General features: G+C 59.6%; 32 protein-coding genes and 4 pseudogenes. 19 read left to right on the forward strand and 17 right to left on the reverse strand.

Annotated features, from left to right (window positions below; all coding sequences use genetic code 11):
- Positions 1 to 93 precede the first annotated feature (93 nt).
- On the forward strand, positions 94 to 642 hold the full coding sequence (locus tag LU688_RS09920; RefSeq protein WP_023629604.1) for a sigma-70 family RNA polymerase sigma factor: 549 nt from the start codon (positions 94 to 96) through the stop codon (positions 640 to 642).
- Complete coding sequence (locus LU688_RS09925; protein WP_104444201.1) at positions 639 to 1337, forward strand: anti-sigma factor; 699 nt, start codon at positions 639 to 641, stop codon at positions 1335 to 1337. Before LU688_RS09920 ends, LU688_RS09925 begins: the two co-directional genes overlap by 4 nt.
- A 125-nt stretch (positions 1338 to 1462) precedes the next feature.
- Here LU688_RS09925 and chrA read toward each other — a convergent pair whose 3' ends face one another.
- The gene (gene chrA / locus LU688_RS09930; RefSeq protein WP_177182888.1) at positions 1463 to 2668 is read right to left on the reverse strand and encodes a chromate efflux transporter; all 1206 of its coding nucleotides are present in this window, start codon (positions 2666 to 2668) and stop codon (positions 1463 to 1465) included.
- A 173-nt stretch (positions 2669 to 2841) separates the two neighbouring features.
- Here chrA and LU688_RS09935 point away from each other — a divergent pair, with 173 nt between their 5' ends.
- The 7 genes and pseudogenes from LU688_RS09935 to LU688_RS09965 all read left to right on the forward strand — a co-directional run bounded on the left by LU688_RS09935 (position 2842) and on the right by LU688_RS09965 (position 5461).
- Positions 2842 to 3054 (forward strand): hypothetical protein, encoded by a 213-nt coding sequence (locus LU688_RS09935; RefSeq protein WP_023629602.1) that lies wholly within the window; start codon positions 2842 to 2844, stop codon positions 3052 to 3054.
- Between the two features lie 8 nt (positions 3055 to 3062).
- Complete coding sequence (locus LU688_RS09940; RefSeq protein ID WP_023629601.1) at positions 3063 to 3482, forward strand: hypothetical protein; 420 nt, start codon at positions 3063 to 3065, stop codon at positions 3480 to 3482.
- Positions 3483 to 3770: 288 nt separating this feature from the next.
- Entirely contained in the window at positions 3771 to 4064 is a 294-nt protein-coding gene (locus tag LU688_RS09945) for a DUF6555 family protein (protein WP_031314751.1), read from the forward strand.
- Between the two features lie 43 nt (positions 4065 to 4107).
- Complete coding sequence (locus tag LU688_RS09950; RefSeq protein ID WP_177182887.1) at positions 4108 to 4254, forward strand: hypothetical protein; 147 nt, start codon at positions 4108 to 4110, stop codon at positions 4252 to 4254.
- Positions 4255 to 4285: 31 nt separating this feature from the next.
- Positions 4286 to 4510 carry a DUF2188 domain-containing protein gene (locus LU688_RS09955; protein ID WP_031314749.1) on the forward strand — a complete coding sequence of 75 codons (225 nt, stop codon included), beginning with the start codon at positions 4286 to 4288 and terminating at the stop codon, positions 4508 to 4510.
- Positions 4507 to 4946, forward strand: a pseudogene (locus tag LU688_RS09960) (DNA methylase). The gene LU688_RS09955 and the pseudogene LU688_RS09960 overlap by 4 nt, the downstream one beginning before the upstream one ends.
- 80 nt (positions 4947 to 5026) lie before the next feature.
- Positions 5027 to 5461 carry a DNA-binding transcriptional response regulator gene (locus tag LU688_RS09965; RefSeq protein ID WP_094010540.1) on the forward strand — a complete coding sequence of 145 codons (435 nt, stop codon included), beginning with the start codon at positions 5027 to 5029 and terminating at the stop codon, positions 5459 to 5461.
- Here the strand turns inward: LU688_RS09965 and LU688_RS09970 are convergent.
- Positions 5458 to 5874: a low affinity iron permease family protein gene (locus tag LU688_RS09970; protein WP_094010539.1), complete on the reverse strand. Its 417-nt coding sequence runs from the start codon at positions 5872 to 5874 to the stop codon at positions 5458 to 5460. The two genes, LU688_RS09965 and LU688_RS09970, sit on opposite strands and share 4 nt — an antisense overlap.
- Before the next feature lie 156 nt (positions 5875 to 6030).
- Between LU688_RS09970 and LU688_RS09975 the strand changes: the two genes are divergently transcribed.
- The gene (locus tag LU688_RS09975; RefSeq protein ID WP_094010538.1) at positions 6031 to 7374 is read left to right on the forward strand and encodes a cation:proton antiporter; all 1344 of its coding nucleotides are present in this window, start codon (positions 6031 to 6033) and stop codon (positions 7372 to 7374) included.
- 81 nt (positions 7375 to 7455) lie between these two features.
- Here LU688_RS09975 and LU688_RS09980 read toward each other — a convergent pair whose 3' ends face one another.
- Both LU688_RS09980 and LU688_RS09985 read right to left on the reverse strand, forming a co-directional pair.
- Positions 7456 to 7920, reverse strand: coding sequence for a PA2171 family ribosome-binding persister protein (locus tag LU688_RS09980; RefSeq protein ID WP_023629595.1), 465 nt, complete (start codon positions 7918 to 7920; stop codon positions 7456 to 7458).
- 167 nt (positions 7921 to 8087) lie between these two features.
- A pseudogene (locus LU688_RS09985) lies at positions 8088 to 8285 on the reverse strand (con-10 family general stress protein); the annotation flags it as partial.
- Positions 8286 to 8568: 283 nt separating this feature from the next.
- Here LU688_RS09985 and LU688_RS09990 point away from each other — a divergent pair.
- Positions 8569 to 9639, forward strand: a complete 1071-nt coding sequence (locus tag LU688_RS09990) for a M28 family peptidase (RefSeq protein ID WP_104444199.1) — start codon at positions 8569 to 8571, stop codon at positions 9637 to 9639.
- Here the strand turns inward: LU688_RS09990 and LU688_RS09995 are convergent.
- From LU688_RS09995 to LU688_RS10005, 3 genes are read right to left on the reverse strand one after another with little or no spacing between them, the layout of a single operon-like run.
- Positions 9623 to 10066, reverse strand: a complete 444-nt coding sequence (locus LU688_RS09995) for a DUF421 domain-containing protein (RefSeq protein ID WP_094010535.1) — start codon at positions 10064 to 10066, stop codon at positions 9623 to 9625. The genes LU688_RS09990 and LU688_RS09995 overlap by 17 nt on opposite strands.
- A gap of 9 nt (positions 10067 to 10075) precedes the next feature.
- On the reverse strand, positions 10076 to 10582 hold the full coding sequence (locus tag LU688_RS10000) for a hypothetical protein (protein ID WP_094010534.1): 507 nt from the start codon (positions 10580 to 10582) through the stop codon (positions 10076 to 10078).
- A 32-nt stretch (positions 10583 to 10614) separates the two neighbouring features.
- On the reverse strand, positions 10615 to 11097 hold the full coding sequence (locus LU688_RS10005; protein ID WP_160290840.1) for a CinA family protein: 483 nt from the start codon (positions 11095 to 11097) through the stop codon (positions 10615 to 10617).
- Between the two features lie 191 nt (positions 11098 to 11288).
- Between LU688_RS10005 and LU688_RS10010 the strand changes: the two genes are divergently transcribed.
- A complete protein-coding gene (locus tag LU688_RS10010) occupies positions 11289 to 11522 on the forward strand; it encodes a PLDc N-terminal domain-containing protein (RefSeq protein ID WP_023629589.1) in 234 nt (77 codons plus the stop codon).
- 214 nt (positions 11523 to 11736) lie between these two features.
- Here the strand turns inward: LU688_RS10010 and LU688_RS10015 are convergent, their stop codons facing one another.
- The 5 genes and pseudogenes from LU688_RS10015 to LU688_RS10035 all read right to left on the reverse strand — a co-directional run bounded on the left by LU688_RS10015 (position 11737) and on the right by LU688_RS10035 (position 15325).
- Positions 11737 to 12594 (reverse strand): SDR family oxidoreductase, encoded by an 858-nt coding sequence (locus LU688_RS10015; protein WP_094010532.1) that lies wholly within the window; start codon positions 12592 to 12594, stop codon positions 11737 to 11739.
- Positions 12595 to 12903: 309 nt separating this feature from the next.
- Positions 12904 to 13050 (reverse strand): annotated as a pseudogene (locus LU688_RS27940) (SDR family oxidoreductase); the annotation flags it as partial.
- Positions 13047 to 14267 (reverse strand): zinc-dependent alcohol dehydrogenase, encoded by a 1221-nt coding sequence (locus LU688_RS10025; protein ID WP_094010530.1) that lies wholly within the window; start codon positions 14265 to 14267, stop codon positions 13047 to 13049. The pseudogene LU688_RS27940 and the gene LU688_RS10025, both read right to left, overlap by 4 nt.
- Before the next feature lie 313 nt (positions 14268 to 14580).
- Positions 14581 to 14711, reverse strand: a pseudogene (locus tag LU688_RS10030) (LysE family translocator); the annotation flags it as partial.
- Entirely contained in the window at positions 14696 to 15325 is a 630-nt protein-coding gene (locus LU688_RS10035) for a hypothetical protein (protein WP_232887983.1), read from the reverse strand. The pseudogene LU688_RS10030 and the gene LU688_RS10035, both read right to left, overlap by 16 nt.
- Before the next feature lie 252 nt (positions 15326 to 15577).
- Between LU688_RS10035 and LU688_RS10040 the strand changes: the two genes are divergently transcribed.
- A complete protein-coding gene (locus tag LU688_RS10040) occupies positions 15578 to 16633 on the forward strand; it encodes a hypothetical protein (RefSeq protein WP_094010528.1) in 1056 nt (351 codons plus the stop codon).
- Positions 16634 to 16651: 18 nt separating this feature from the next.
- On the opposite strand, the gene LU688_RS10045 is transcribed toward LU688_RS10040, so the two are convergent.
- Complete coding sequence (locus tag LU688_RS10045; RefSeq protein WP_160290841.1) at positions 16652 to 17704, reverse strand: NAD(P)/FAD-dependent oxidoreductase; 1053 nt, start codon at positions 17702 to 17704, stop codon at positions 16652 to 16654.
- A gap of 110 nt (positions 17705 to 17814) precedes the next feature.
- Here LU688_RS10045 and LU688_RS10050 point away from each other — a divergent pair, with 110 nt between their 5' ends.
- Entirely contained in the window at positions 17815 to 18627 is an 813-nt protein-coding gene (locus LU688_RS10050) for an aminoglycoside phosphotransferase family protein (protein ID WP_104445287.1), read from the forward strand.
- Positions 18628 to 18899: 272 nt separating this feature from the next.
- Here LU688_RS10050 and LU688_RS10055 read toward each other — a convergent pair whose 3' ends face one another.
- A complete protein-coding gene (locus LU688_RS10055) occupies positions 18900 to 19445 on the reverse strand; it encodes a hypothetical protein (protein ID WP_158659539.1) in 546 nt (181 codons plus the stop codon).
- Positions 19446 to 19699: 254 nt separating this feature from the next.
- On the opposite strand from LU688_RS10055, the gene LU688_RS10060 reads away from it, so the two are divergent.
- Positions 19700 to 20275, forward strand: coding sequence for a hypothetical protein (locus tag LU688_RS10060; protein WP_104444196.1), 576 nt, complete (start codon positions 19700 to 19702; stop codon positions 20273 to 20275).
- Between the two features lie 25 nt (positions 20276 to 20300).
- Here LU688_RS10060 and LU688_RS10065 read toward each other — a convergent pair whose 3' ends face one another.
- From LU688_RS10065 to LU688_RS10075, 3 genes are all read right to left on the reverse strand, one after another.
- Positions 20301 to 20807, reverse strand: coding sequence for a flavin reductase family protein (locus LU688_RS10065; RefSeq protein WP_023630563.1), 507 nt, complete (start codon positions 20805 to 20807; stop codon positions 20301 to 20303).
- 85 nt (positions 20808 to 20892) lie between these two features.
- Complete coding sequence (locus LU688_RS10070) at positions 20893 to 21927, reverse strand: methionine synthase (RefSeq protein ID WP_104444195.1); 1035 nt, start codon at positions 21925 to 21927, stop codon at positions 20893 to 20895.
- 26 nt (positions 21928 to 21953) lie between these two features.
- Positions 21954 to 22937, reverse strand: coding sequence for a DUF1852 domain-containing protein (locus LU688_RS10075; RefSeq protein WP_104444194.1), 984 nt, complete (start codon positions 22935 to 22937; stop codon positions 21954 to 21956).
- Between the two features lie 173 nt (positions 22938 to 23110).
- On the opposite strand from LU688_RS10075, the gene LU688_RS10080 reads away from it, so the two are divergent.
- The 4 genes from LU688_RS10080 to LU688_RS10095 all read left to right on the forward strand — a co-directional run bounded on the left by LU688_RS10080 (position 23111) and on the right by LU688_RS10095 (position 25969).
- Complete coding sequence (locus tag LU688_RS10080) at positions 23111 to 24040, forward strand: LysR family transcriptional regulator (RefSeq protein ID WP_160290842.1); 930 nt, start codon at positions 23111 to 23113, stop codon at positions 24038 to 24040.
- Between the two features lie 272 nt (positions 24041 to 24312).
- Entirely contained in the window at positions 24313 to 24603 is a 291-nt protein-coding gene (locus tag LU688_RS10085) for a hypothetical protein (RefSeq protein WP_160290843.1), read from the forward strand.
- Between the two features lie 11 nt (positions 24604 to 24614).
- Positions 24615 to 25247, forward strand: a complete 633-nt coding sequence (locus tag LU688_RS10090; protein WP_160290844.1) for a hypothetical protein — start codon at positions 24615 to 24617, stop codon at positions 25245 to 25247.
- Positions 25248 to 25354: 107 nt separating this feature from the next.
- Positions 25355 to 25969 (forward strand): YjfI family protein, encoded by a 615-nt coding sequence (locus LU688_RS10095; protein WP_023631917.1) that lies wholly within the window; start codon positions 25355 to 25357, stop codon positions 25967 to 25969.
- Positions 25970 to 25976: the final 7 nt, after the last annotated feature.

The raw sequence follows: 25976 nt of genomic DNA on the forward strand, positions 1-25976 counted from the left end.
GGCCGACACTCCGCCGTTGATGATCTACGCTCGATGGCAAGCCCCCGGCTGGATGGCCGGGGTCCCTTGCCTCACACAAGGAAGCCGCAAACGTTGAATGCGTCTGTCACCCCTTTGGACTTCCAACGCTGCCTGGAGGCGTGTGCACTGGGCGACCGGCGAGCCCTGCAGGCACTCTACGATCAGGAAGGTGCGCGCCTGCTCGGCGTTGCCCGGCGCATCGTGCGTGACGATGCCACCGCCGAGGACATCGTCCACGATGCGTTCATCCGCATCTGGACCCGTGCTGCCAGCTTTGACCCGGCGCGTGGCTCGGCTCGCGGCTGGATCTACAGCATCACTCGCCATCTGGCGCTCAATGCAATTCGCGACAGTCGCCGTGAAACCGTGCTGGACGACGCCGACATCGATAGCTCGGCAGCATTGCCGGCAGGGGGCGATGACATTGACCTCTGGTCAGGCTCGGCAAAAATCTACCGTTGCCTCGAACAATTGCAGCCCACGCCACAGCGCTGCATCTTGCACGCCTATGTGGACGGCTGCAGCCACGCCGAAATAGCCGGCCTGCTGGGTGCGCCGTTAGGCACCGTCAAGGCTTGGATCAAGCGCAGCCTGAAGGCGCTGCGGGAGTGCCTGGAATGAAGCCGGATACTGCCGAAGCATTGGACACCCTTGCCGGCGAGTTCGTGCTGGGGACGTTGTCACCGGAGCAACACGCCACGATGACCGAGCGCCTGAGCGTCGACCCGTCCCTGCGTGCCGCGGTGGATGCTTGGGAGGAACGTCTGCTGGAGCTGACCGCGCTGGCTGCGCCCCAGCCACCGAGTGCCCGGCTATGGGGCCGTATCCAGCGCAGCCTGAACGAGCTGGCCACGCCTTCGAAACAGCAGCGAACCCATTGGTGGCAACGTCTCGGCCTGTTGCAAGCACTGAGTGCTGCAGGGCTGGCTGCAAGCATACTGCTGGCGTTTGCGTTGTTGACGGCGCCGCCGGCCACCACGCAATTCGTGGTGGTTCTCGTGGCGCCGGGCAACCAGGCACCCGGCTGGGTGGTGCAGACCAGCGACAGCCGCATGATCGAGCTGATTCCGTTGGGCGAGGATGCCGTCCCCGAAGGCATGGCCCTGCAGTTCTGGACCAAGGGTGAGCAGTGGCGAGCACCGGTGTCGCTGGGGCTGGTCAAACCCGGTGAACCCTATCGTGTTCCGATACAGCGCCTGCCCCCGTTGGAGGCCAACCAGTTGTTCGAGCTGACATTGGAGAAATCCGGCGGCTCGCCTACCGGGCTACCGACGGGGCCCGTGAGGTTCATTGGCCGCGCGGTAAAGGTGATATGAGCATCTGGATAACCGCTTGAAAGTGCTGCGCAAGGTCTTCACCTGCGCGGTACTGGCGTGTTCTCGCCTGTTGAAATGATCAATGCCCAGGCACTGATAAAGACCGCCAGCAGCATACCATGGCGTCACAGCGCGTTTTCCAACAGCGCCCCCAGTACCCCGCTGGCGAGCACAACCAACCACGCCGGCAACTTCCAGAGCATCAGGGCAACCAGTGCCATCAAGGCCAGGCCAACGTCCTGCGGCGCGTGGATTGCGCTCGTCCACACCGGCTGATACAGCGCGGCAAGCAACAGACCTACGACAGCAGCATTGATGCCCAGCAGTGCCGCTTGGGCTCGGGCATTGCAGCGCAAATGCTGCCAGAACGGCAAGGCGCCCACCACCAGGAAAAATGAAGGCGCGAAAATCGCCAGCAGGCAGATCAGGCCTCCTGTCCAACCATTGGGTGCCTGCTGCATAGAGGCGCCGAGGAAGGCCGCGAAGGTGAATAGCGGCCCTGGCACAGCCTGGGCGGCCCCATAGCCAGCCAGGAACACATCATTATCAACCCAGCCAGGAGGCACAACTTCCGCTTGCAAAAGTGGCAGCACGACATGCCCACCACCAAAAACCAGCGAGCCGGCGCGGTAGAAGGAATCGATCATCGACAGTGACTGGGAGTTTAACCGGCCTGCCAAGAAAGGCAGGCCAAGCAGCAATGCAAAGAACAGGGCAAGCCAGAAAAGACCCGCGCGACGCCCCAGGCCCGTGGTGAGTGCTTCATGCACTCCACTTGGCTGCGGCTTGAACAGCAGCAGCCCCGTGACTGCCGCCAGGCCTATCACCGCTACTTGCGCCAAGGCGTAAGGCATCAGCAGCATGAGGCAGGCCGCAACTGCCATGAGGGTGATCCGCGGCGTATCCGGGCATAGATGGCGGGCCATACCCCACACTGCCTGGGCCACGACCGCCACCGCCACTACGTGCAAACCGTGCAGTACCCCGGCAGGCAGGGCATCACCCTGGTTGGCGATGCCGAGCGCTAACAGAACAAGGGCGACCGCCGAAGGTAAGGTAAACCCCACCCATGCAGCCAGTGCACCACCATAGCCTGCACGTATCAGCCCAACCGCGATACCAACCTGACTACTGGCCGGACCCGGAAGAAACTGGCAAAGGGCGACCAAGTCCGCATAGCAACGCTCGCTCAGCCACTGTCGACGCACCACCAGTTCATCCCGGAAGTAACCCAAATGGGCAATCGGGCCGCCGAAGGAGGTCAGCCCCAGGCGCAAAAAAACCAAGAACACTGCCCAGGGGCTACGGTCGGTTGGGATGGCATCGGACATGTGTATCGACTCATCATCAAAGCTGCGGGCAGATGATAATTGAAGAGGGGGAAAATGGGATTTTTGGGCTGGCGCTGCAACGCACCCCGGTATTTCGTGCCACTGGTCATATCGATCGCTCTTTCCCTTGGCAAAGTGACCGAACTGTTGAGGGCTGACAGAGGGGGAACGTGATGGATGACGAAGCGAAACGAATAGCGGCACTGGAACAGGTGGTGTTTGCGTTACTGGCTGCCGGAGCGGTCAGGGGGATTCCTCCCAACGATCTGCGGCTTCATGCCATTGGCGGCCTTCTCACCGGCACTCGCGGGCGTTGGGTGGATGAAGAGCATATTGGTGATGCAATCAACGAGCTTCACCGGGCAATGCGTTTTTTCCCTGATTGATTGTCCCGATGTATCAGCTGGCGCAACTGTCCGACCGTCCTGATGGCCGGCATAGGGTCGCTTCGCTTTATGTGCCTTACTTGGATCTCATGCCAGCGGAGAACGTCATGAGATCGAGGGGCAAGACCTTCTGGGATTGGGCGGATGCCAAGCTGCACAGTCGTACACATACTGAAGTGCTCGAATTCGGGTTGACCATCGATGTTCAGGTCCGGCTTTCCCGTGTGGGTGCCACTGAACTGTTCATTGGCATCTATGGGCCGGACGGTGCTTGCCTCCACGAGGAAGCGCACAAGGCGAGGCCAGGTCAATCCATGACCACCGCGATGTCATGGGGTGTCGCGCTGGCACGGGATATCGCCGCGTCCTTTGCGAAGCCTGGCCCCAAGGCGACTGATGGCGCGACAGAACATCGACCGAGCCCATGAGCCGTCTTTCTCCAAACAGGTGCGGTATCTCGCAATGCCTTCCGAGGGAGGCCGCGATGCGTGCCAATCCGAGAGCGCAGGGCAGCACTGATCCCGAGGTCCCGGCGCGCAGTCACGGTCGCTGAAGGCTAATGGCCTCGCGTGAGCCGGCTGAAAAAATGATCCGCTGCAACTGATTTGAGGGCGCTAATCTGCCAGCGTTGCCTCCAGCTACCGCCTGACTTTTCGAAGGAATTTTTCAGTTCCCTCCCACCTCAATAGCAAGTGGATTCAATGGGAGGGATTCTTGTGGCTGGACAGCAGTTGTACGTCATTGAGTACGAGGTCCACGGCGAGCGTCGGACATTCATCATTCGTCTTGAAAAGATGGACAACACCCTAGCCTGGCACTGGGCTAGCTGTGACGCAGGCATTGGCATCATTCCGAGGTTTGGTCAGCACAAGATCAAGTTGGTCAGCCGCCCTATGGCTGAGCGTTACGGTATCTCGAATGTACAGTGGCGGCCCGCGGGGCAAGGGCCCGAGTTTGTTCCGCAGCCCATTGATATCAGCAAATTCTCAGTAGCGGCCGAATGTAAATAGCTCGGCATTGTGTCCACCGAAAGTGAGCTTTGGAGAGCAAGCCATGCAACCTGAAACTGACGGTCCGGAAGAGAAGGGGCCAAGCAACGTTCCCTTCATCAATGATCCCCTGAAGCCCGCTTCGCCGGCGTTAAATGATGCTGAAGAAACAGATGCTGTTGAGGCTGAACAAGACATCGAGGCTGAATGAGCCGGAAATTTATCCCAGAAGGAGTACCGCCATGGATACATATCATGTGAGCCCGTCGGCCGATGGGTGGGAGTTGAGAAAGGTCAGTGCAGACCGCGCCTCGATGCGGGCAGCGACAAAACAAGAGTTGGTGAGCGCACTTCCAGCATTCTTTGAAGGCAAGAAAGCGTCGGTGAAAATTCACAAAGCCGACGGCACTATCGATGAAGAACGGACCTATCCGCGATCAGCTGATCCTCGTCGTACCAAAGGTTGAACACCATTACGGCAGCTGATCTGGGCATCGAGTTGGTGGGCGAAAACGGACTGTACCGATGGCTCGTTGCCAGTTTTCTTATGGGGAAGCGGATTCGCGCATCGATTGCAGTGCACGCCTACCAAAGGTGGTCGATCAGCACGGCCTGGATACACCGGCTAAGCTTGCAGGCTGCCACCATTCGACCCTCGTGAGGATCCTCGGCGAAGCCGGTTACGCTCGGTATGACCTATCTACGGCGCGGCGGCTAAAGGCGCTGGCCGGGGCGTTGAACACGCAATTAGGCCATCAGCTACGAGATCTGCATGAGCGTACTCAAGATCTCGAAGGGTTTACGCGCTGGCTACTCAATTTTGAGGGTGTGGGCCCTAAGACAATTGAGATCTTTATGCGAGAGGCCTCTACTGAGCTGAACTACCTTTGCCAAGGATCGTGAATCAACTGGCGCTTCGCCGCCATCGACTCGTCAATCAATGAGTGGAACACTCCAATATCCACATGGATTGGAATGGACCGATGAAGCTCAACACAGAAGGATTGTCGCTCTCAGGGAAAAAGGTTGTTGTGGTGGAGGATGACGGAACGCTCCGCACTGTGCTTGTAGATATCTTGCAACTCGGTGCCGACTGCGATGCCTTTACCACTGCTGAAGATGCCCTGATTCATCTGATGGGCATAAATGGCGAGTGCTCGTTTATCGTCGCCGATCACGGCGTGCCAGGCAGCATAAAAGGAATGGAATTTATCTCTATGGTCCATGAAAAATGGCCTGGATTACCTGCCATTCTTACCTCTGGATATCAGCTTGATGCTTCGGGGGTAACTCCGCCGGTCAGTTATCTCTTTAAGCCCTGGTCCCTTGAGAAGCTACGGGCGCAATCAGAAGCTCTCTCAAGGTTTGATATCTGCTGCAGCCGTGGTTACGCCGTAAACGACCCAAATCGCACTTAGCGCTGGTGGTTGTTGCGAGAGGAATTGCCAGGCTGTGGATCAAGGGGTTTACCCGGGTCGCTTTCGCATTTGCTGCCCAAGGCTCGGTATTCTCTCCTCAGAGCGTGGAGCTGGCGGTTGTCCAGATCCTCGAGATCCAAAACCGATTGCGCGGCTGATTTTGTGGCCCGTATCAGCTCATCTAGCTTCAGGTGGATGATGTCGTTGTCACGGTTCTGGGTGTTCTGGATCAGGAACACCATGAGAAATGTGATGATGGTCGTCGAGGTGTTGATAATGAGCTGCCACGTATCGTTGTAGTGAAACCATGGCCCTGAAAGCCCCCACATACCGATCAAAAAGACGGCGATCAAAAATGTGCTTGGCTTGCCGGCGTGATTGGCGAGCCATTGGCAGAACTTTGCGAATTTCATGATGCTTCTCTCCTGGGCCTTTCTGTTCTGACCGCAGTAAAGGCTTGAAATCTTTTTTACATTTGGCGAGCCGATGGGGACTGAAGGCCCGGCGGAACGTCCCCGCGCCACCATCAGTCAAAAGCTCATCGAGAACTTTTCAAGGCAGTTGCTCAGATGACCTTTATCGTCTGGTTCGCCATGCTCGGGACCGTCCTGCTTCTGCTTGCGCTCTCATCTTCGTACCTGCGCTGGATGCCTGTGACGACCTCTTTGGTCTGCTTGGGGCTGGGTATGGCGCTCAGTTCTCCTGGGCTGGGGTTTCTTCATCTGGAGGTCGCCGAAGCGAGTGGTTGGCTAGAGCACCTGACCGAAGTAGCGGTATTGTTCTCACTGTTTTTCAGCGGACTGAAACTTCGGTTACCTTTGCGCAGCCGGGCATGGCGGACTGCGTTACTTCTGGCAGGTCCGGTCATGGTGTTGTGTATCGCAGGCGTCTCTCTGACCCTGCATTACTTGCTTGACCTGAGTTGGGGCGCTGCGGTGTTGATCGGGGCAATCCTTGCACCGACGGACCCGGTCCTCGCAACGCTGGTACAGGTATCCGACGCCCAGGATGACGACCCCGTCCGATTCAGCTTGTCTGGAGAGGCTGGCCTGAATGATGGCGTTGCCTTCCCCTTTGTCATACTTGGTCTGATCCTGCAGCAGAGTGATACACAGCCCTGGCTGAGCGAATGGCTTATCAAGGACATGCTTTGGGCGGTGGCAAGCGGCGTTCTGTGCGGTTACTGGATGGGGCGCGGATTGGGAAAACTGACCCTCTACCTGCGTACGCGCAACGAAGACAGTACAGTGTCGCCCAACGATTACTTGGCCCTGGCCCTGGTGGCGCTGGCCTATGTCGTTGCCGAGTCGCTCCAGGGGTATGGGTTTCTCGCGGTGTTTGCGGCGGGACTTGGCCTACGCCAGGCCGAGGTTCAAACCTCCGCCGGGCCCCTCGAACCGGCTGCCGAGCACCTGGTGCAACCTGTCGTGGGCCATCAGCATCTGGCGCCGGAGCTTGCCGTCAAAGGCAATGTGAAAGAGCTCGACGAATCTCAGGTTGCTGCCGGCATCATGCTGGGCGATATGCTCGCGTTTGGTAGCTTGGTCGAGCGGGCCATGGAAGTCTTTCTGGTGACCTTGCTCGGCGTCGTCCTGTTGGAGCATTGGGATTGGCGGGCGCTCTACATTGGCGGCGCGTTGTTTATAGTCATCCGTCCCTTAAGCGTGCTCATTCTTTCTTCAGGGGGATCTTTGAAATTGCTGCAGCGGGGGCTTTTGGGGTGGCTCGGCATCCGTGGGGTCGGCAGCCTGTACTATCTGTTCTACGCGTTAAACCATGGTCTTGCGACACCTCTCGCCGGAGAGAGTACTGACCTGGTGCTGTCCGTCGTGGCATTGAGCATCCTGATGCACGGCCTAAGCGTTCAGCCGTTGATCAGTCGGTACACCGCATGGAAAGCGCGTTGCGGGTGAAAACGTTTGGGTAATCCCCTGCGACAAGCAATGGTACTTGAGCAAAAGACCTGCGCGCCCAAGTGAACGCGCAGGCCTGCATCAGGCGGCGCGTTGTTCGCTCTTGAGGAGCTTTTTCTGCACCTCCATGGCTTGGCCCAGTTCCTCCAGCTGCTGTTTACCCAGAAGCTTCCGGGCCGTCGGGAACAATTCGCTTTCTTCTTCTTCGATATGGTGCTCCAGCAGCTCCTTCATTACCTTGACCCTGCCGGCGAACTCCACGGTACCGGTTTCGGTATGCAGCAGGTCTGGCAAGACCAGCGAGTCGACCGTACGGTGTTCTTCCTTGGCTTCGTAGTACATCTTCGCTTCTTCCTTGCCGCCCGCCTGCTTGATCGCCGGATACAGGATCTCTTCTTCGAGCGCGGTGTGGATACTCACCTCTTGTTTGATACGATCAAGCAGTTCGGCGCGCTTTTTCACCGCGCGCTCGGTGGTCGAGGACAACTCCTCAAGAAGCTTCTTGACCAGTTGATGGTCCTGGATGAGCAATTCGATTGCATTCATAAGTCACCTCATCATCAGTGGCTAAAGTACGGTTGCTACTGGTGGAGTGGTGTTCAAACCGCAAGGTTCCAAGCGGGCGATCAGCGCACCGCTGGGTGGCGGATGCTGCGGTTAAAAGCAGGCATGAAAAAAGCCAGGGCGGAGGTTCGCCCTGGCTTTCATTGAGGCTAGCGGTTGTCGTCACTCGTGCGTCCACCGCCATGGCTATGCTGGCCACCTACACGGCCAGCCTCCGATGCGCGTTCACGGTCATTGGCGAAGTTCCCTCCCGAGTTCTGGCCGCCTTTGCGACCGGCTTCCGATGCTGTTTCCCGGTCATTGGCAAAGTTGCCTGGGTTGTTCTGTGCAGTACCACCTTGGTTGCCACGGTTGCCTTGATTGTTAGCCATGATCTTTCACCTCATGTCGGTTCACACACAGGAAAGTCTGTGTTCAATTTCCGACGTCACCTGGGTGGTCTTTCGCTCAAACGAATTTCTCTAGGCCTGACGAAACGCACCAAAGGTTTATTTCCTCGACTTGTGGCGCACGAAAGTACGAACGCGCTGTTGGTTAGAGCAGCCGATAGTGCCGCCCTAGCTACCTGACATGAACATGGGCAAGGAGCGGGGGTCTACCGGTGCGTATCTGAACCCACGAGGGATGGTCATGGAGATCTTGCCGTTACTGGAAGAATTGCTGAACGCCCGCGGCCCTGGCGGCCAGGAGGACGAGGTGCGTCAAGTTGCTCGGAGGGCGATGGCTGCCTGTTGTGATGAGCTGTCGACCGATAACGCCGGCAACCTGGTTGGCGTTGTTCGCAGCACCAACAGAGCCCGCCCGGACGCGGCAATACGGGTCATGGCCCACCTTGACGAGATCGCGATGATCGTCAAAAAGGTAAGGCGGGACGGCACCTTGGAGGTCTTGGCGTTGGGCGGTGCGCAGCCGATCAGCTTCGGCGTCTGCCCGGTGGATATCCTCGGTGATGGGCAGGTGCTTGCAGGCGTGCTGTCGTACGGCTCGATGCACAACAGCGGAAGTAGTGCCAATGGCCGTGACGTCCTTGCAGGCGCTGTGAAGTGGCAGGATGTCTACGTGGTGACACGTCAGTCCAGGCAGGTGCTGGACAAGGCGGGCGTTCGGCCGGGTACCCGCGTGGTGCTCAGCCAGCATTGGCGAAAGCCGTTCAAGGTTCACGATTGCATCGCTGCGCATTTCCTCGATGACCGCGCGCCGCTGGCGGCGGTGCTTCATTGCGCGCACCTGCTGCTGCAGCGCCGCAACGAGCTGAGCCAGGATGTGTGGTTCGTGCTGACAACGCTGGAGGAAGAATCCAATGCCGGCGCCATGTACGCAGCAGCAAGGCTACCCGGCGATACCACGATCGCCGTGGAGGTCGGACCGGTGCTCGATGAGTATGGCACCAAGCTGTCAGCCGACCCCATCATCAACACCGGTGACCAGAAGGGCTACTACAGCCGCAGTGTGGTGCAGGCCTTGATGGCTGCGACACACAAGGCCGGATACAGGCCGCAGCCAGCGTTACTGGTCGATTTCGCATCCGATGCGAGCGCGGTGCTGAGCACCGGTACCGATGCGCGAGCGGGGTGTATCGCTATTCCGACCGAAAACACTCATGGTTTCGAGATGGTCCTGGTGGAGGGAATATCCGCTTGTGCTCTCGCCCTGATGGAGTACCTGCTGCGGCCCGACGATGAGGTCATTCCTGCGCAATGATGGAGATCTTGCCGTTTCGCTCGACGATGGCGAACTTGATCTGCTCGACACGCTCTATGCCTTGGCTGTCCCTCGCCGACTCGAGGATGTCATCTTCGGTCAACCGCGCTCGGCGCATGCGGCTATGCAGAAAGCGTCCCTGTTCCACCACCAGGGTGGCGTGGCCATCCAGCAGCCGCGCCAAGGGCTTTGCGTTGAGCTTTGCGAGCGACAGGCCCACATCCAGCACGATCAACGTAGCAATCACCAGTATCGCGTTGGTGAAGGAAAAGTCCTCGCCCAATAACGCCTGCTGGGTCGCCTCGCCGATGATCAGTAGAAGGACGAAGTCAAACGTGGTCAGGTCTGCCAGCGAGCGCCGACCCGCCACACGAAACAGCAGCATTAGGGCGACATACATGGCTGCTGCGCGAAGGATGGAGTCCATGGCCCACTCCTACGGGTAGAGGAAGGTGGAAAAGCGAACGGTGCTGCTTGGCCCGGCCCTGACGACACCTTCAAGCGTCCCGACATGTTCGCTGCGCAATGTCAGGTAGAGCGTGGCAACGCCGTCTCGACTGGTGCCAAGCTGCAGCAGCAGGGCCTTTCCCTGAGAAAGCGATGCCTGTGGCTCAGGTTGCAGTGTCTCTATACTTGCTTCGCGCAGCAGGCTGCCGCCCAGCAGCACCATCACAGGCTCCGCGGACGTACCGCGGACGGTGATACGCAGGTTGTCAGTGGTGCCGCTGCGGCTGAGGCGTTGATATTCCACCTGCACGCGGCCGTCAGTGCTGATGGCCGTTGCGTCACTGAGTGGTCCGTTGCCAAACAGACCGAGCAACGCCAGCACCACCATCAGTACCAGGCACCACCACCCCGCACGTTCGAAGCGCCACACGCGCTGTTGCATGCGCATGTTTTCTTCTACCGGATAGTGCCTGGACAGCAGTTCATCATCATCCATGGTCCTGTTCCTCATGCGTGCTCGCCACGCAATCAGCGTTGGTGATAGTGCGCCAGGCGCGACAAGCCGAAGCGCGCGCCTTGGCGCATGACATCCGCGCGCTCGCCAAAGAAGCGCTGACTTAGGGTAAACACTGCTCCTGGCTCACCAGCAAACGCCCAGGCAAAGCACAATGTGCCAGGTGGGACGCCGCCCTGCGCTGAGGGGCCGGCAACCCCGGTAGTAGCAATGGCCACTGTGGCATCGCTGTTCTTCAGGGCTCCCATAGCCATTTCCCACGCAACGGCTTCGCTGGTTAGACCATAACTTTCGATGGTCTGCGGGCTCACCCCAAGCAGGCGCTGCTTGGCGGCAGGGGAATACACCACATAGCCGCTTTCCAGGATCTCCCCGGTGCCGGGTAATTCCGCCAGCAGGGCGACCATTGCGCCGGCCGTGCAAGATTCGGCAGTGGTCAGCAGCAGCTTGTGGGCCTTGAGGTAATCCAGTGCTTCGACTACAGGGTCTACGGTCATCACACGTCACCCCTTGCATGTTTTGTGGTGGACGCGTTTGCGGCGAGTTTGGTTCAGCGCGGCGGCCCGCCGGTCATGACCGATTAAAACGTCCTGAACTTTGTTCCAACGCCTGGCTTCTGCAGAGGTATGGGGTTGTAGTAACACGCAAGCGCTGGAGCCCCTCCTACATGTGAAGAGGAGAAACGATCATGACCGAGCCTGTGACGTATTTCTGGATCGCGGTCGCAGTGATCATCCTGCTAGTTGATCTCTGGGCCATTGTCAGCGTTTTCCGCAGTGACAAGGCCGATGTGACGAAGGCGTTGTGGGCGTTGCTGTTGTTAGCGCTGCCTGTTGTCGGCCTGGCTATCTGGGGTGTGATGGGGCCGCGCGGTATCAAGCGTGGTACTGGGCCTTCTTCGCCCGAACACAGTAAGGGGTAGGTGGTGAGCATGCCTTCAACAGACAAAACGCAAAAAACCGACGTGGCAAAGCCGCTCGTCAGTGGAGAGCAGGAGCGGGACAACGATGCTCGTCGTCCGGACGGCTCGACAGGCACAGAGCATGACTCAACGGCCCAAAAGGCCGCACGTAGCCACGCACAGCCTAAACATTAAACCACGACGGGACCGCAATCGCGGCCCCTTGCCTCGCGGCTCAGAGGATAGATTTCCCGCCAGTCACTGCGTAGCGCGAGCCGGAGATGTAACTGCCCTCGTCAGACCCAAGCAGTACATAGATCGGCGCCACTTCGACCGGCTGTCCCGGGCGGCCGAGCGGTGTCTTGGAGCCAAAGTTCTGCACGGCTTCGTCCGGCATCGTAGAAGGAATAAGCGGAGTCCAGATTGGCCCTGGCGCAACACTGTTCACGCGAATTCCTTGGCTGCCCAGCAATTGCGCCAATCCCGCAGTGAAATTGGCGATCGCGCCCTTGGTCGTGGCGTATGCCAGCAGACTGGGAGAAGGATCATCAGAATTCACTGAGCTGGTATTGATGATCGAACTGCCCCGGGGCATTGATGGCAAGGCTGCCTTGCAAATCCTGAAGATCGCGGTGATGTTGATGTCGAAGGTCTTCACCCACTCATCGTCGTCGATTTCCTCCAGCGTCTCGTGGGACATCTGAAAAGCTGCGTTGTTGACCAGGATATCGATACGTCCGAACTGACCCACGGTCTTTTCGACGATATCCTGGCAGTGCTGCTTCTGCGCGAGGTCGCCAGGCAGCAGCAGGCACCGTCGGCCAGCGGCTTCGACCCAGCGGGCAGTCTCCTTGGCGTCGTCATGCTCGTCCAGGTAGGCGATGGCCACGTCGGCACCTTCCCGCGCGTAAGCAATGGCGACAGCCCGGCCGATACCGCTGTCGGCGCCGGTGATCAAGGCGATCTTATCTTGCAACCTGCCGCTGCCGGTGTAGGTTTGCTCCCCACAATCGGGATACGGCTGCATTTTCGCCTGCGAGCCAGGGACGGGCTGCGGTTGGGAGGGAAACGGGGGAGAGGGGTAGTCGCGCATGACGGTCGCTCCTGCAGGTTTGGGAAGTGCATATCCGTTCGAAACAACCGACTGCCTGGGGTTGAGCCGAACACGCCAGTGACGCGACGGGCGGTATGCGACGCCTGCTTAACGCCGCTTGCGGCACAGCATCGCTAGCGCGCAGCCGCTCAACAGCACTAGAGCGGTCACCGCCATCCGGCTGGAAGCCGGTGATCGATCGCTGCGCCATCCGTCCTGCACGCCACGTGCACGGCTCGGTGGTTCGAACAGGTTGCCGTCACAGGCTGCCGCCGCCTGGCTGCGGTCGATACCTCGGCGGGTCAACCAACCGTTCAGGTTGGCAAGCCGTGTCAGCAATTCCGGCCCCAGATAATGGTTGCCATCCTGGAAGAACCCGGTGAAGGGATGTACCCGCTCCACGTGCTCAACGCGGTAGCGTTCGCCGGATTTCATGCCCATCGTCGGGTCGATCATGGCTGAGTTCCCCCGACCATGTGTGCGGTACCCAAGGTGCCGGACGCTGCGCCCGGAACCAGGATGACCTTGCGGCAATCGTCCTGCTTCTGGTCGAACAGCTTGTAGCCCATGGCGGCTTCTTCCAGCGCCAGGCGGTGGGTGACGATCAGCTCCGGTGCCAGACGGCCGGCCTCGATGTGCTCGAGCAGTTCGGGCAGGAACCGCTGCACATGGGTCTGGCCCATCTTGAACGTCAGGCCCTTGTCGAAGGCATCGCCGAACATGAAGGCATGAATGAACCCTGCGTAGACTCCGGGCACACTGACCACGCCGCCCCGGCGCACCGCGGCGATGCTCTGGCGCAGCGCCTTGCCGCTGCTGCCTTCGATTTTCAGCGCGGTCAGCACCGTTTCGGTGGTGCTGCCCTTGGCCTCGAAGCCGACCGCATCGATGACGGCATCCACGCCGCGCATGCCGGGGGTTTGGCGAATGATGCTGTCGGCGGGGTCGTCGTCCTGTTCGAAGTTGATCGGCACTACACCGTATGCGTCACGGGCAAACGCCAGGCGGTAGTCGTTGTCGTCGACCATGAAGATGGTCTGCGCGCCGAGCATGCGTGCGCAGGCCGCGCTCAGCAGCCCCACCGGCCCGGCGCCATAGATGGCTACGTTCGAACCCTGGCCGATCTGCGCGTTGATCACCGCCTGCCAGGCTGTCGGCAGGATATCCGAGAGAAACAGCACCTGATCGTCCGCAAGGGCCGTAGGCACCTTGAACGGGCCCGTGTTGGCCTTGGGCACGCGCACGTAGTCCGCCTGGCCACCAGGCACGCCGCCGTACAAATGGCTGTAGCCGAACAAGGCAGCCCCTGGCGGGATACCTTTCTTGTTGAGGATGGCGCCGCGCCCTGTGTTAGTGGTTTCGCAGGCGGCAAACTGCTCTAGCTGGCAGAAAAAGCAGCTGCCGCAGGCAATCACGAAGGGGATCACCACGCGGTCGCCGACCTTTACATTGGTCACGCCACGTCCGGTGTCCTCGACGATGCCCATGAACTCATGGCCGAAGATGTCGCCTGTTTCAGTTTGTGGAATCTTGCCGTGATAGAGGTGAAGGTCCGAACCGCAAATAGCGGTCGCGGTGACCCGCAAAATGATGTCGTCCTCATCCTGGAGTGCTGGATCGGGAACGGTATCCACCCTGACATCCTGGGCGCCGTGATAAGTCAATGCTCGCATAGGTTCAACTCCTGCTTGGAGGCTGGGGGTGAGGCTCTAAGCAGAGGAAGTCGGCGGCGTAGGTAAAGTTCAGGCGGAAGCCTCCAGTGGCAAAACTGGGCAACGAGGCTCCTGCATGGGCAGGCCGTCGTGAGTACTCGATGTAAGGAAAGGGCGCTGGCTTTGTCCTTGGGCGGATGCCAGTCGTCTGCCGGGCTGAACGGATCCAAACACGTCCGGCTCAACCCTACTGAATCGCCCATTTTCATAAGAAGATAGGGGAGGTCATTCTACGACGGACCGCTTTCGACCCGAAGCGGTCACATGATCATTGTTAATGCGCTGGGATCAACACACCGAAGATCACGAAGAACCCTCCGCAGATCTGATTGAATCGACGTCCCGTTCGGGCCAGCAAGGCCTCACTTTGTGCGCAGCACTTGCCACGCCTAATTCGATTGTGAAGAGAGAGCAAGCTCACCAGGGTGAAGTGGCTTTCTGCGAAGCGCATTGAATACCGCGTCGATATGCCAGGTTTCCGGGCCGATCAGCACGGCATCCAGTGGGTCGGCATGCAGTTCGAGCTGTGTCGCAATGCCTTCGATGGCGAGCATTTGCTGGGCATGCTCAAGTTGCCGGCGGATACCCGTGAGCCACAGCCGGCCTGCCCCCGCCAGCAGGAACAGGGTGTGGGGATAGGAGTAGGCGAGCTTCCGGCGCAGCTTGATCACCGCCGTTTTACTGTAACCAGAAAAAGCAGGTGCCAGCACATAGGTTTTGCCCGCTGCGGCCTCGAGGTCGTGCTTGTCCTGCAGGTACTCCTCGACAGTGAAGCAGTTGGCGACCGTTTCGAGCGCGCCGCTGATGACATTGACCAGATAGGCGTTGACACCGACATAGCAGTACTCGGTCTTGCCATGTACTACACAGTCCTCGCTGTTGCAGCGGACGACCCAGTAGTCACCCTTCGCTGACGGCTCGCAGGATTGGATGACGAACCGTTCCGGGCGACCGTCCATCCTGATGACGTCTGCAAGATGGTCGAGGACTATGGCGCTGGCTTGGTGTGCGGATAGCATCGATGGGTACTCAGGTGATAGTCGCGCGAGGATAATCATTTCCGAACGGCATTGTTGCGCCCAAATGTGAAGACCCCGCCCATGAGTGAATGCAATCACCGCAGGAACAGACGGGCAGCCAGCGCATGCTCTGTGCGCTGGCAGCTCGTCCTCATTTGAAACGCGCGGCCTAAAACAAACCGATCAGCATTGATAGCTTGTGCGTTGCCGAGGGTCTTAGATTGATGGCTAGGTTAAACCAAGGAGTTACCTATGCTTATCAATGGATACCAAAGTTACCAGTACCTGCCCACGCACATCCGCCAACAGACCCATTCATGGACTGTTGGTGAAGTGCAGGTGCGATCAGTCATTACCTCGCCCGAGGCCGATCGTTTGGCCAAGCACATTGAATATAATTCAGACAGAGGTTTGCTCCAGCATCTGAAAGTATCCACAACCCAGCCTCTGACGGACTTGTTCCGCTGGCTGGTCAGCTGTCTCGGTGTGCGTAGGGCTGCACAGCGAGCGTCGGATGATCTACCCCTGCAACATGCTGAACAGGCCGGCACCGCAGCGCTCTTTCGCTGCAGTTTCGGCAATGGCTTCAAGACCGTGCTCGAGGCAGTAAGCCTGCTCGCTACTGCCGCCAGCGTTGATCACCAACGCTTCGATGTGACGCTGGAAGCCGAGCAGATTAATTGCTTGCGAGATGCCATGGTCGAGGGGCATGCAAATTTCAAAGCAATTGAGATGATGGTGAAAACCCGCGGGGACTTGCAATGTGTGCGTTCCCTCGCGTTGAGCTTGATGCGTAAGGCTGAAGATTGTCAGCCTTCTATCGAGGCAGCGCTGGCAAACGTGGCCACCGACCGTCCAGACCCAAGCGTCTTTCTGAATGGGCTTATGACATTCCTGCAAGGGCAGGAGGCGCGATGGTTCGAAAAAACCATGAATAATCCGAAGCTGCGCATCGACGCTCAAGCGCAGAACGACTTCATTAGCGAAAAGCTCCAGGAGCATATCGATACACTGGATGCCCAGGAGGCCGACAAGATGCTTGAGCAACTGGAGGGTATTTTCGGCAAGCGGGCAAGTGGGGTTATGGGGTTTGCCAACGAGCTCTTGGGGTTGGCCGATGAGGACGATCAGCTTCTGTCGCGCATGACCCGTGCCGAAAGCCTGAGCGATAGCCTGGTCGACCTGCTTCGCGCGAAGCTTGATAGGCCCGAGAAAGGTAGGGCGGGCTCGCCCACTATCAAGAGCTTCAACGAGCTGAACCCACTGGAGTTGGCCGCACTCGTGAGCCTAGGGGTCAAATTGCAATAGACAGGAGCAGCCCCCAAGTCATCGCCTGAAGCGACCCAGCCTGCACGGCTCCAAATCAGGCGATGGCGTGCCACGGGTGATTTCCATGCCCACCAGGCGGCCTACGGTAGCGGCCAGCGTGACACCGGGATGCATGACACAAACGTAAACGCCGCTGATACCCGGCAGAAAACCAACCAGCGGCGCGCCATCCTTGGGGATCGGCCGGAAACCCACGCACGCCTGTTCCACGTCGAGGGACACAACGCCGTGCAACTCTGCTCTGATGGCCTCGGCGGTTCTCAGTGCGATGACGTTAGGTTGGTGATCTGCCGCATCGTCCAGATAGTCCTCTGCCGCCAGCAGGCTGCCGTCATCAGCATGCCGCACCTCCATGGCTGCATTGGAAATGATCCCTCGGACAAGTTGGGGCGGCGAGTGGTAGCGGATATAGATGGCAGGAGAGGCGTCGAGTGCAAGTGAGTAGCCCAACACGTCCGTCAATAGCGTGGTACCCGTTCCCGCCGCAAGCACCACCAGGTCCGCGTCGATTACCCCGTGGGTGGTTTTCACACCTGAGACTTTATCTGCGCTACCCGTGAACCCTTCCACCTGTGTCTGCTCCAGCAACCTGGCGCCTCGGGCTTGAGCGCCTTTGATCAAGGCCCAGGTGGCCGCTACTGCGTTCAGCGCGCCTTCCTCTGGAGCATGGTTGGCCTGGGCAGGAGGGTGTTTCAGATTAGGTTCCAGGGTGAGGATCTGAGCCCCCGAGACCGTTGATATCCCAGGGGCAGGCGTTACTTCCGGGAGGCCATAGGTCAGCGAACCGGTCCATTGAATGTGTAAGTCTGGCAGTTGCGCTTCGAGGCGACGATAGTCCGATACGGCTGCGGCCCGCATTGCGGCGGCAGGATCTGCGTCACTGTAGGTGGTATTGATCCATGCAAAGGAAGTGGAAGTCACGCCAGACGCTACATGGCCAGCCTCCACGATGGTCACCTGCGCGCCTTGGCAGGAAAGGTGGTAGGCAACGGAGGCCCCCACGATACCTGCCCCCACCACTACCACATTCATTCCCGGGATATTGTTCATCGTGCTCCGTCACCGCCTTGGGACTATGTTTCACTGGCCGTACCTGGCAATCCTGGGTCCACAGGGGCAAACGGCGATAGTAAATGGAAAGCGTGAGTACCAGCGAGCCTATGTTCGACCAATACCTGAAGCAGTGGGGGCTGACCATTGATGGGGAGGCTTTCGTTTCACCTAATGGCAATCTATTGCCCGTTCGCCGGGGCGATACACCGGCGATACTTAAAATCTCGCAGGCGCCAGAGGAGCAGGCCGGCAGCCAGCTGATGGCCTGGTGGGCAGGCGACGGTGCAGCCCCTGTGCTGGCTCACGCGGGCGAGGCGTTGCTGATGAAGCGGGCGCAAGGTGCGGCGTCACTTGCAAGGATGGTCGCAGATGGCAGGGATGACGAGGCCACGCGCATTCTATGTGCCGTGGCGGCCCGCCTGCATGCGCCACGGTCTACGCCGAGGCCTGCGCTGGTGCCGCTGGAGCAATGGTTCGACGCATTGTGGAGCGCGGCGGCGACGCACGGTGGGGTGCTGGAGCACAGCGCAAAGGCAGCGAGGGCGCTTTTCGCAGCTCCCCAGGACCCTGCGGTGCTGCATGGCGACATCCATCACGGCAATGTGCTGGATTTCGGGCCGGCCGGTTGGCTCGCCATCGATCCCAAGGGGTTGTACGGCGAGCGGGGCTTCGATTTTGCCAACATCCTCTGCAATCCGGACGAAGCCAGTGCGCAGGCACCGGGGCGCCTCTCACGGCGTATAGCGATCATTTCGCAGGCAGCCGGTATCGAGCGTCACAGGCTGTTGCAGTGGGTGCTGGCGTGGGCAGGGTTGTCGGCGACCTGGATGATCGAGGACGGCGCTGAGCCTGAGGGCAGGTTGGCGTTGGCGAGGCTCGCGGCTTCGGCGCTCGATGGCAGCGCTCGGGGTTCTGACTGAGGCATTGCATGTTAGCCGGCGATCACGGGTGACGCCGGGATTGCGCTGATGGTCAGTTCGCGCATGCAGCACTTCAAGCCCCAGGTGTTGTCCGCGTGCATACTGGCCCCACATGTGCACACATGCGTATTTCACGCCGTTAGGCTCTGTACGAAAAGCCTTGATACTTGTACATGCTGCGTTGAGTACAGTCTGGGAATGCTCATGTACTCCAGTTCATTCTGCTTACTCCCCCCGTTTCGCTTTGTCTGACTTTCACGCAGACACATTTCCTACAGGCCCTGGCGCAATGCGAGTAAGTTACAGAGCGCCTTGGTGGGTTCAGGGGGGTTATCGAGCATCTGTTCGGCTGTTTCAGCGTCGAGAACCGTCATGCCTGTGGTATCAACACTAGTGACTTCGGCATGCGCAACGGAACGGATAGCCAGGGCGGCTACAAGCTTTTTCTGTTCTGACAGGTCTCGTTCAAAATCGGAGAGATGCGGCGCTCTTGCGGGGCGATTCCTGCCGTGAATCTTGACGTTAACCCAAGTACCGCCAGATAGGGTCTTCGTTGCGAGATCTTCAACGAGATCGTCAGCCGTGATGCGCAACGCTTCCATTCTCCCGCCTTTCAGCAGGAGTTGCTTTTTTCTGGTCGCGGCACGACGGGCAAGCCCTGCTTTCGATCTGTTCGACACAATGACGTCCTCCGTATTGCCCGATCCTTGACCTGTACGGACCGCTAGCAGGCATGAGGCCAGCCGTGTCCAAGGAATGGAAAGGATATCCGAAGGCCAGGCGAGATCTTTGTACGAAAGTGCCTGCACGACGGTCATGCGGCGGTGAAAACAAGTTCGGAGTTTTCATGTGCAATCAGCAAGGCCAGGTGCGACTCCTACCGTTTCTCGCCTGTTTTCGCCTTGCCTGATCAAACGATCCGCTTATGGATGAGATGTGTCAGTCGATTGGGAAGTTTGGCAATAGCTCATTGGGGCTATGGGGCTGTCCAGGTGCCGGTTGCTATGCTGTTGCCGATTTGGGCATAGGGAACGGCCGCGTCGAATGGCGCTGCCACGACACGGAGGTGCACATGCAGATCACATTGCCGCTGAGTGTCAGCGACTGGGAGTACAAGAGCGCCAGCGGGGGTGGGTTGACGGTGATGTTTGCCGCCGCCAGCGGTGGCTTGCTGACCTTGACCGATCCGAACAAGGCCGAACAGCAGTTTCGCTACGGTTCGCTCGGAGTCGGCGTTGGCGCAGGCGCGCGTTTGCCGCGGGTAGGCAAGATCAACCTGCTGGTGCGTGGCAAAAGCGTCGGCGCGGTGGGCACCAGCGCAGACCTCCCGGCGATCGGTAAGGTACTGGTGGCTGAATCGGTCGCGGCCCGTGGCCTGGTGCGCGACGACTTCAAGGGCGGGTGCGTGTTCCTCGAAGGCGGGGTGGGCCTGGTTGGCGGTGGCAGCGGCTCGGGCGTGCTGTTCGGCCTGGATCCCAAGCTGTTGGTCCTGGGTACCGCTGCGATAGGGGCGGGTGGCGCGTTTTTGCCGCAGGAAACCTTGCCGCGCCTGCTGCGCTCGGCGAAGGGCGTGATCCTCTCCGCCGGGTTCAACATCGGCGTGCAGGCGGGCGGTGGCCTGACGTTGACCATGGGCGGGCTGTACTGATGGCCAGGGCGTGCTCGCGACAGCGTCAGGCGCCCACAGCTCCCGGCGCCGCGAGGTTGCAATACTGCCCCTTGAAATACAGCAAAGGCTGCGAGGACGTGGTTTGCTGCAGGTTCAACGCCTTCACTTCACCGATGACGATCAGGTGATCGCCCGCGGCGTGTTCAGCGTGAATCTCGCAATCGATCCAGTGCAGGCTGCCGGCAATGATCGGGTTGCCCAACGGTGACGGTTGCCATTGCACCTTGTGCCACTTGTCCGTACCGCGCCGCGCGAACTGGTTGGAAATCTCGACCTGCTCACCCGCCAGGATGTTGACCGCGAAGCGACCGGCCTGGCGAATCCTGGGGTAGCTGGCCGAACTGGACATCACGCTGAATGACACCAGTGGCGGGTTCATCGACACGCTGTAGAACGACTGGCAAGTAAAGCCGATCGGCTCGTCATCGGTGTGCGATGTAATGACCGTGATACCGGAGGCGTAGTGCCCGAGCGCTTCGCGAAAGCTCGATGGCTCGATAGGGAGTGACATAGTAGATCCTGGGTATGGGTACCGCTCGAAGGGGTGGGAAGGCCCGCATCTGTCCGGGCCCCCACCTGTTACCTCCGACCTGGGCTCAGCGCTTGTTTGCCAGCTCTCTGCGAACAATCTCCGCGCCCGCGCTCAACGCATTGAGCTTGCCTCTTGCCACCTGGCGCGGCAGGGGCGCCATCCCGCAGTTGGTGCAAGGGTAGAGCTTGTCGGCGTCGACGAACTGCAGGGCCTTGCGCAGGGTATTGGCAACTTCCTCGGGGGTTTCAATGGCATGGTTGGCGACATCGATGGCGCCAACCATCACTTTCTTGCCACGGATAAGCTCGATCAGGTCCATCGGCACGTGGGAGTTGTGGCACTCCAGCGAGACGATGTCGATGCTGGATTTCTGCAGCTTGGGGAAGGCTTCTTCGTATTGCCGCCATTCCGAGCCCAGGGTCTTTTTCCAGTCGGTGTTGGCCTTGATGCCGTAGCCGTAGCAGATGTGCACGGCGGTTTCGCACTTGAGCCCTTCGATGGCGCGCTCCAGGGTAGCCACACCCCAGTCATTGACCTCGTCGAAGAACACGTTGAAGGCGGGTTCGTCGAACTGGATGATGTCGACACCCGCCGCTTCGAGTTCGCGGGCCTCCTGGTTGAGGATCTTGGCGAATTCCCAGGCCAGTTTTTCGCGGCTCTTGTAGTGGGCGTCATACAGTGTGTCGATCATCGTCATGGGGCCGGGCAGCGCCCACTTGATGGGTTGTGAGGTTTGCTGACGCAAGAACCTGGCGTCATCGACGAACACAGGCTGGCGGCGAGCAACAGCGCCTACGACCGTCGGCACGCTCGCATCGTAGCGATCACGGATTCTGACCGTCTCGCGCTGCTCGAAATCGACACCGTCGAGGTGTTCGATGAAGGTCGTGACGAAATGCTGACGTGTCTGTTCGCCATCGCTGACGATATCGATACCGGCGTGCTGTTGTTCTTGCAAGGACAAGCGCAGCGCGTCTTGCTTGCCCTCGACCAGTTCATCACCCTCCAGCTTCCATGGCGACCAGAGCTTCTCAGGTTCGGCGAGCCAGGCGGGTTTGGGCAGGCTGCCGGCAGTGGAGGTGGATAACAGCTTTTTCATACTGGAAAACCTTGTGTCTGGTTGAGTCAAAGCGCGCAACGGGCGGACCACTGCTCGAGAATGGCCTGGTAGGGCTTGATGAAGTGTTCGTGCGCGAACTTGCCCTGTTCGACAGCCAGGCGGCTGCGCTCTTCGCGGTCGTAAACGATGCGCGTCAACGAGTAGTCCTGGTGCTGCAAGCTGGGTTGGTAGGTTTTGCCGGCGGCGGAGTTCGCGTTGTAGATTTCAGGCCGGTAGATTTTCTGGAAGGTGTCCATCGTGCTGATGGTGCTGATCAGTTCCAGGTTGGTGTAGTCGCCCAGCAGATCGCCGGCAAAATAGAACGCCAGCGGCGCGGCACTGTTGGGCGGCATGAAGTAGCGCACCTTCAAGCCCATCTTCTTGAAGTACTCATCGGTCAGCGAGTATTCGGCCTGCAGGTATTCCACGCCCAGGACCGGGTGCTGGTTTTCCGTGCGGTGATACACCTTGCTGCTCGAGACGCTCAGGCAGATGACGGGCAGCTTGCGGAAATGCGCTTTGTAGACGGGTGAATTCACGAAGCACTTGAACAGCTTTCCGTGCAGGTCGCCAAAGTCCTCGGGGGTGCTGAAGGTGTGCCGATCCTTGTTGTGCCCCTGCAACAGCACGCTGAAATCGTAATCGCGCACGTATGACGAAAAATTATTGCCGACCATGCCGTCGATACGTTCGTTGGTTTCCCGGTCAACTACCGTCGTTTTCAATATTTCGATCAACGGCAGTGCGGGGGCGGCGCCCGAGAGGCCGATATCCATTTCCACTGAAATGATGTCGAGTTCGACCCTGTAGCGATCGCCTTTGGGGTTATCCCAGTGCGCCAGGGCATTGAAGCGGTTGTCGATCATCCTCAAGGTATTGCGCAGGTTTTCCTGGCGGCTCTTGCCCCTGGCCAGGTTGGCGAAGTTGGTGGTGGTGCGGGTCTTGTCCGAAGGCTGGTAGTGTTCATCGAAACAGATCCGTTTGAGGGTGAATGCAAACTCGTTATTCATGGTGGTGGTGAGCCCTGATGTCTTAAGCGAGGCAAGGAAGGCCAGGGTTGAGATTCATGGGTGCCGCGCCCATGCCTGCCTTTGTCGCTTGCGCAAATTCGATGAAGGATTGTCAAAGATCAGCTCTTCATGAGACAAACTCATTTTTTTTGCATACAAGTGTAGTTTTTCTCATGATCGATCTGAGGCACCTGCGCACCATCCATGCCTTGCGCGAAACCGACAGCCTGTACGAGGCCGCCGAACGGCTGCACCTGACCCAATCGGCGTTGTCGCACCAGTTCCGCGAGCTGGAAGACCGTATTGGCATTCCGCTGTTCGTGCGCAAGTCCAGGCCGGTACGTTTTACCAGCGCTGGTCTCAAGCTGCTGGAGCTGGCCGAGCAGGTACTGCCGCAGATCCGTGCCACCGAGCGGGACCTGGGCAAACTGGCGGGTGGTACGGCCGGGCGTCTGCACATCGCCATCGAGTGCCACAGCTGCTATCAGTGGCTGATGCCGACGGTGGACGAATTTCGCGGTGCCTGGCCGGAGGTCGAGCTGGACCTGGCGTCGGGGTTTTCATTCGCGCCACTGCCGGCGTTGGAGCGGGGCGATCTGGACCTGGTGGTGACGTCCGACCCGATGAAACTGCCGGGGATCAGCTATGTGCCACTGTTCGGCTATGAGGCATTGCTGGCCATCGATAATCATCACGCCTTGTGCGTGAAGCCGTATCTGGAGCCCGCCGATCTTGCCGGCCAGACGCTGATCACCTACCCGATCGAGCGCAACAGGCTGGACATCTTCACCCGCTTCCTTGACCCGGCCGATATCGAGCCGGCGCAAGTGCGCACCTCGGAGCTGACGATCATGATGATGCAACTGGTGGCCAGCGGCCGCGGTGTGTGCTGCCTGCCGAACTGGGCCGTGCATGAATACAGCTCGCGCGGTTACGTGACCACCAAGCGACTGGGGGAGAAGGGGCTGCAGGCAAAACTGTATGCGGCGGTCCGCAGCGACATGCTCGAAGTGCCTTATGTAAGCGACTTCCTGCTCACGGCAAAGGATATGTCCTTCGCGACGCTGGAAGGCGTCAATGCTGTTTCCGGGATCGCCGTTTGACAGCCAGCCCCAGCTAGCGCAGCGCATTGCCTGGCAATCGAGGCGCACGGATCAGCGGGTCATCATCGAGTCGGCAAGGATCGCGCGAAACACGCTGTATATCCCCGAAAGCGCTGGTTACACATCCAGGCCACACAGTGGCGCGCCCGCGGCCATAGTTCATGCCCAGGTTTCATCGGTGCACGACAGCGCCGTTGGTCGGCTGAGTCGAAGCGCAAGCTGGATTCAGTCAGAAAAATGTACGATGATTTTCGTAATGCCAGGGAGGGGTCATGCCAAAAGGCTTCAAGGCAGCCAAGAGCGCGGTCATTGCCGCGCTCGAATCCGGGAAGTACCTGCATGCAGCGCGGGGCGATATCGAGGTAAAGAACCTGTTGGCCCTTGGCGCGCTCAGTGCGGGCGATGTCATCGAGGTCATCCGTGCTTGCAATGGCAATCACTACAGCTGCAGCCCACACCATGCCGTGCCAGCCATCGAAGTCCATGTGCTCAGGCGCTCCGGCTGGTACATCAAGTTCTATTTCATCGAGCCGCAGACGTGGTTCATCAGTGTTCACCAATGAGTAACCCAAGCATGAAAATCCTGTTCGAGGGCGACACCGGCCAGGCCCTGTGCGAACGTTGCCAGGCGTTGGTCGCCATGCATTACACCCGGCGCGACGTGCCTTTCAGTGACGGCCTGGGCGTGGCGCGGGACATCCTGGTGGGCGTGTGCGACGGCTGCGATACGGTGGTGGCCATCCCGCCGCAGTCCACCCCGGCAATCCGCGAGGCGCGCAAGCAGCAGCTCAAGTCCATCGAGGCGCGGCTGCCGGCGGTGTATCTCGATGTGCTCGACGCGGCGATGCAAGCGGTCAGCAGCGAGGCAGGGGCACACCTGCGCAAGCTGTTCCTCGCCCATTATTTCCATTGGCTGGTGCAGGCCCGCCAGGGGGCGGGTCTGCAGCCCGGCCACGAGGCCTTCGTCCAGGCACTCGACGCGCAGCGGCGTCAGAGGGGGTTGCCGGCGTCCGGAGCCACGCGGCGGTTGTCGATGAAGGTCAACGCGCACATGGCCGAGGATTTCCTGACGCTGCTGGGGCAAACCCGGATGAGTCAGACCGAGCTGCTCAAGGCGGTGATCGCAAGAATCCAGATGGATGTGCTCGAGGTACGTGATCCGCAGGTAATCGAGGCGCTGCAGCGGCTGACGCGGGTGGCGGGGTAGGTTGGGGCGGGCGCACCGTGTGAACATTGCTCCTCACATGTGATGCTTGCGCAGCTCATGATCCAGGCGTAACGTGCATCACATGTGAGACAAGGACACCCCCTTCGATGGCAGGCAAGAAAAGCTCCACCGACTACATGCGTGACATGCGCGCCCGGCTCAAGGCCGCAGGCCTGGTCAAGCGTGAGCTGTGGATCCTGCCCGAGCACGCCGCCGCCCTGCGCGGTATCGAGAAGGCTTTACGTCAGCCCCACGCGGGCAAACAGGTCAGAACGGAGGATTTCATGACCGAGCACACCCACTGGACGATCGAAACGCTGCACGGCGCCCTGCAAGGCCTGGACGAGGTGCGCGGCGGGTCGATCGGCCTGTCCCTGCAACAGGGCGCCGAGCCCAGCCTCAAGCTGGTGATGAACGAACTGGACGGCCTGCCGCTGTACATCGCCGTGGCCGGTGAGCAGATCCTGGTCGACACGCTGCTGGTGCAAGCCTGCCAGGTGAAAGACCGCGCTGCATTCAACGATGCGGTGCTGCGCACCCGCGATGTGTTCCCGCTGTCGTCCATCGGCCTGCACACGCTGCCCTCGGGCGAGTCGGTATACACCATGTTCGGCGCCCTGAGCGCGGCTTCGTCGCTGGACAACATCGTCCAGGAGATCCACACCCTGGCCGACAACGTCATCACCGCCGCCGAGGATTTCGAAGACTACTTCACCCACTGATTCCGGA

The organism is Pseudomonas soli, assembly GCF_021283165.2.
GTDB classification, from domain to species: domain Bacteria; phylum Pseudomonadota; class Gammaproteobacteria; order Pseudomonadales; family Pseudomonadaceae; genus Aquipseudomonas; species Aquipseudomonas soli.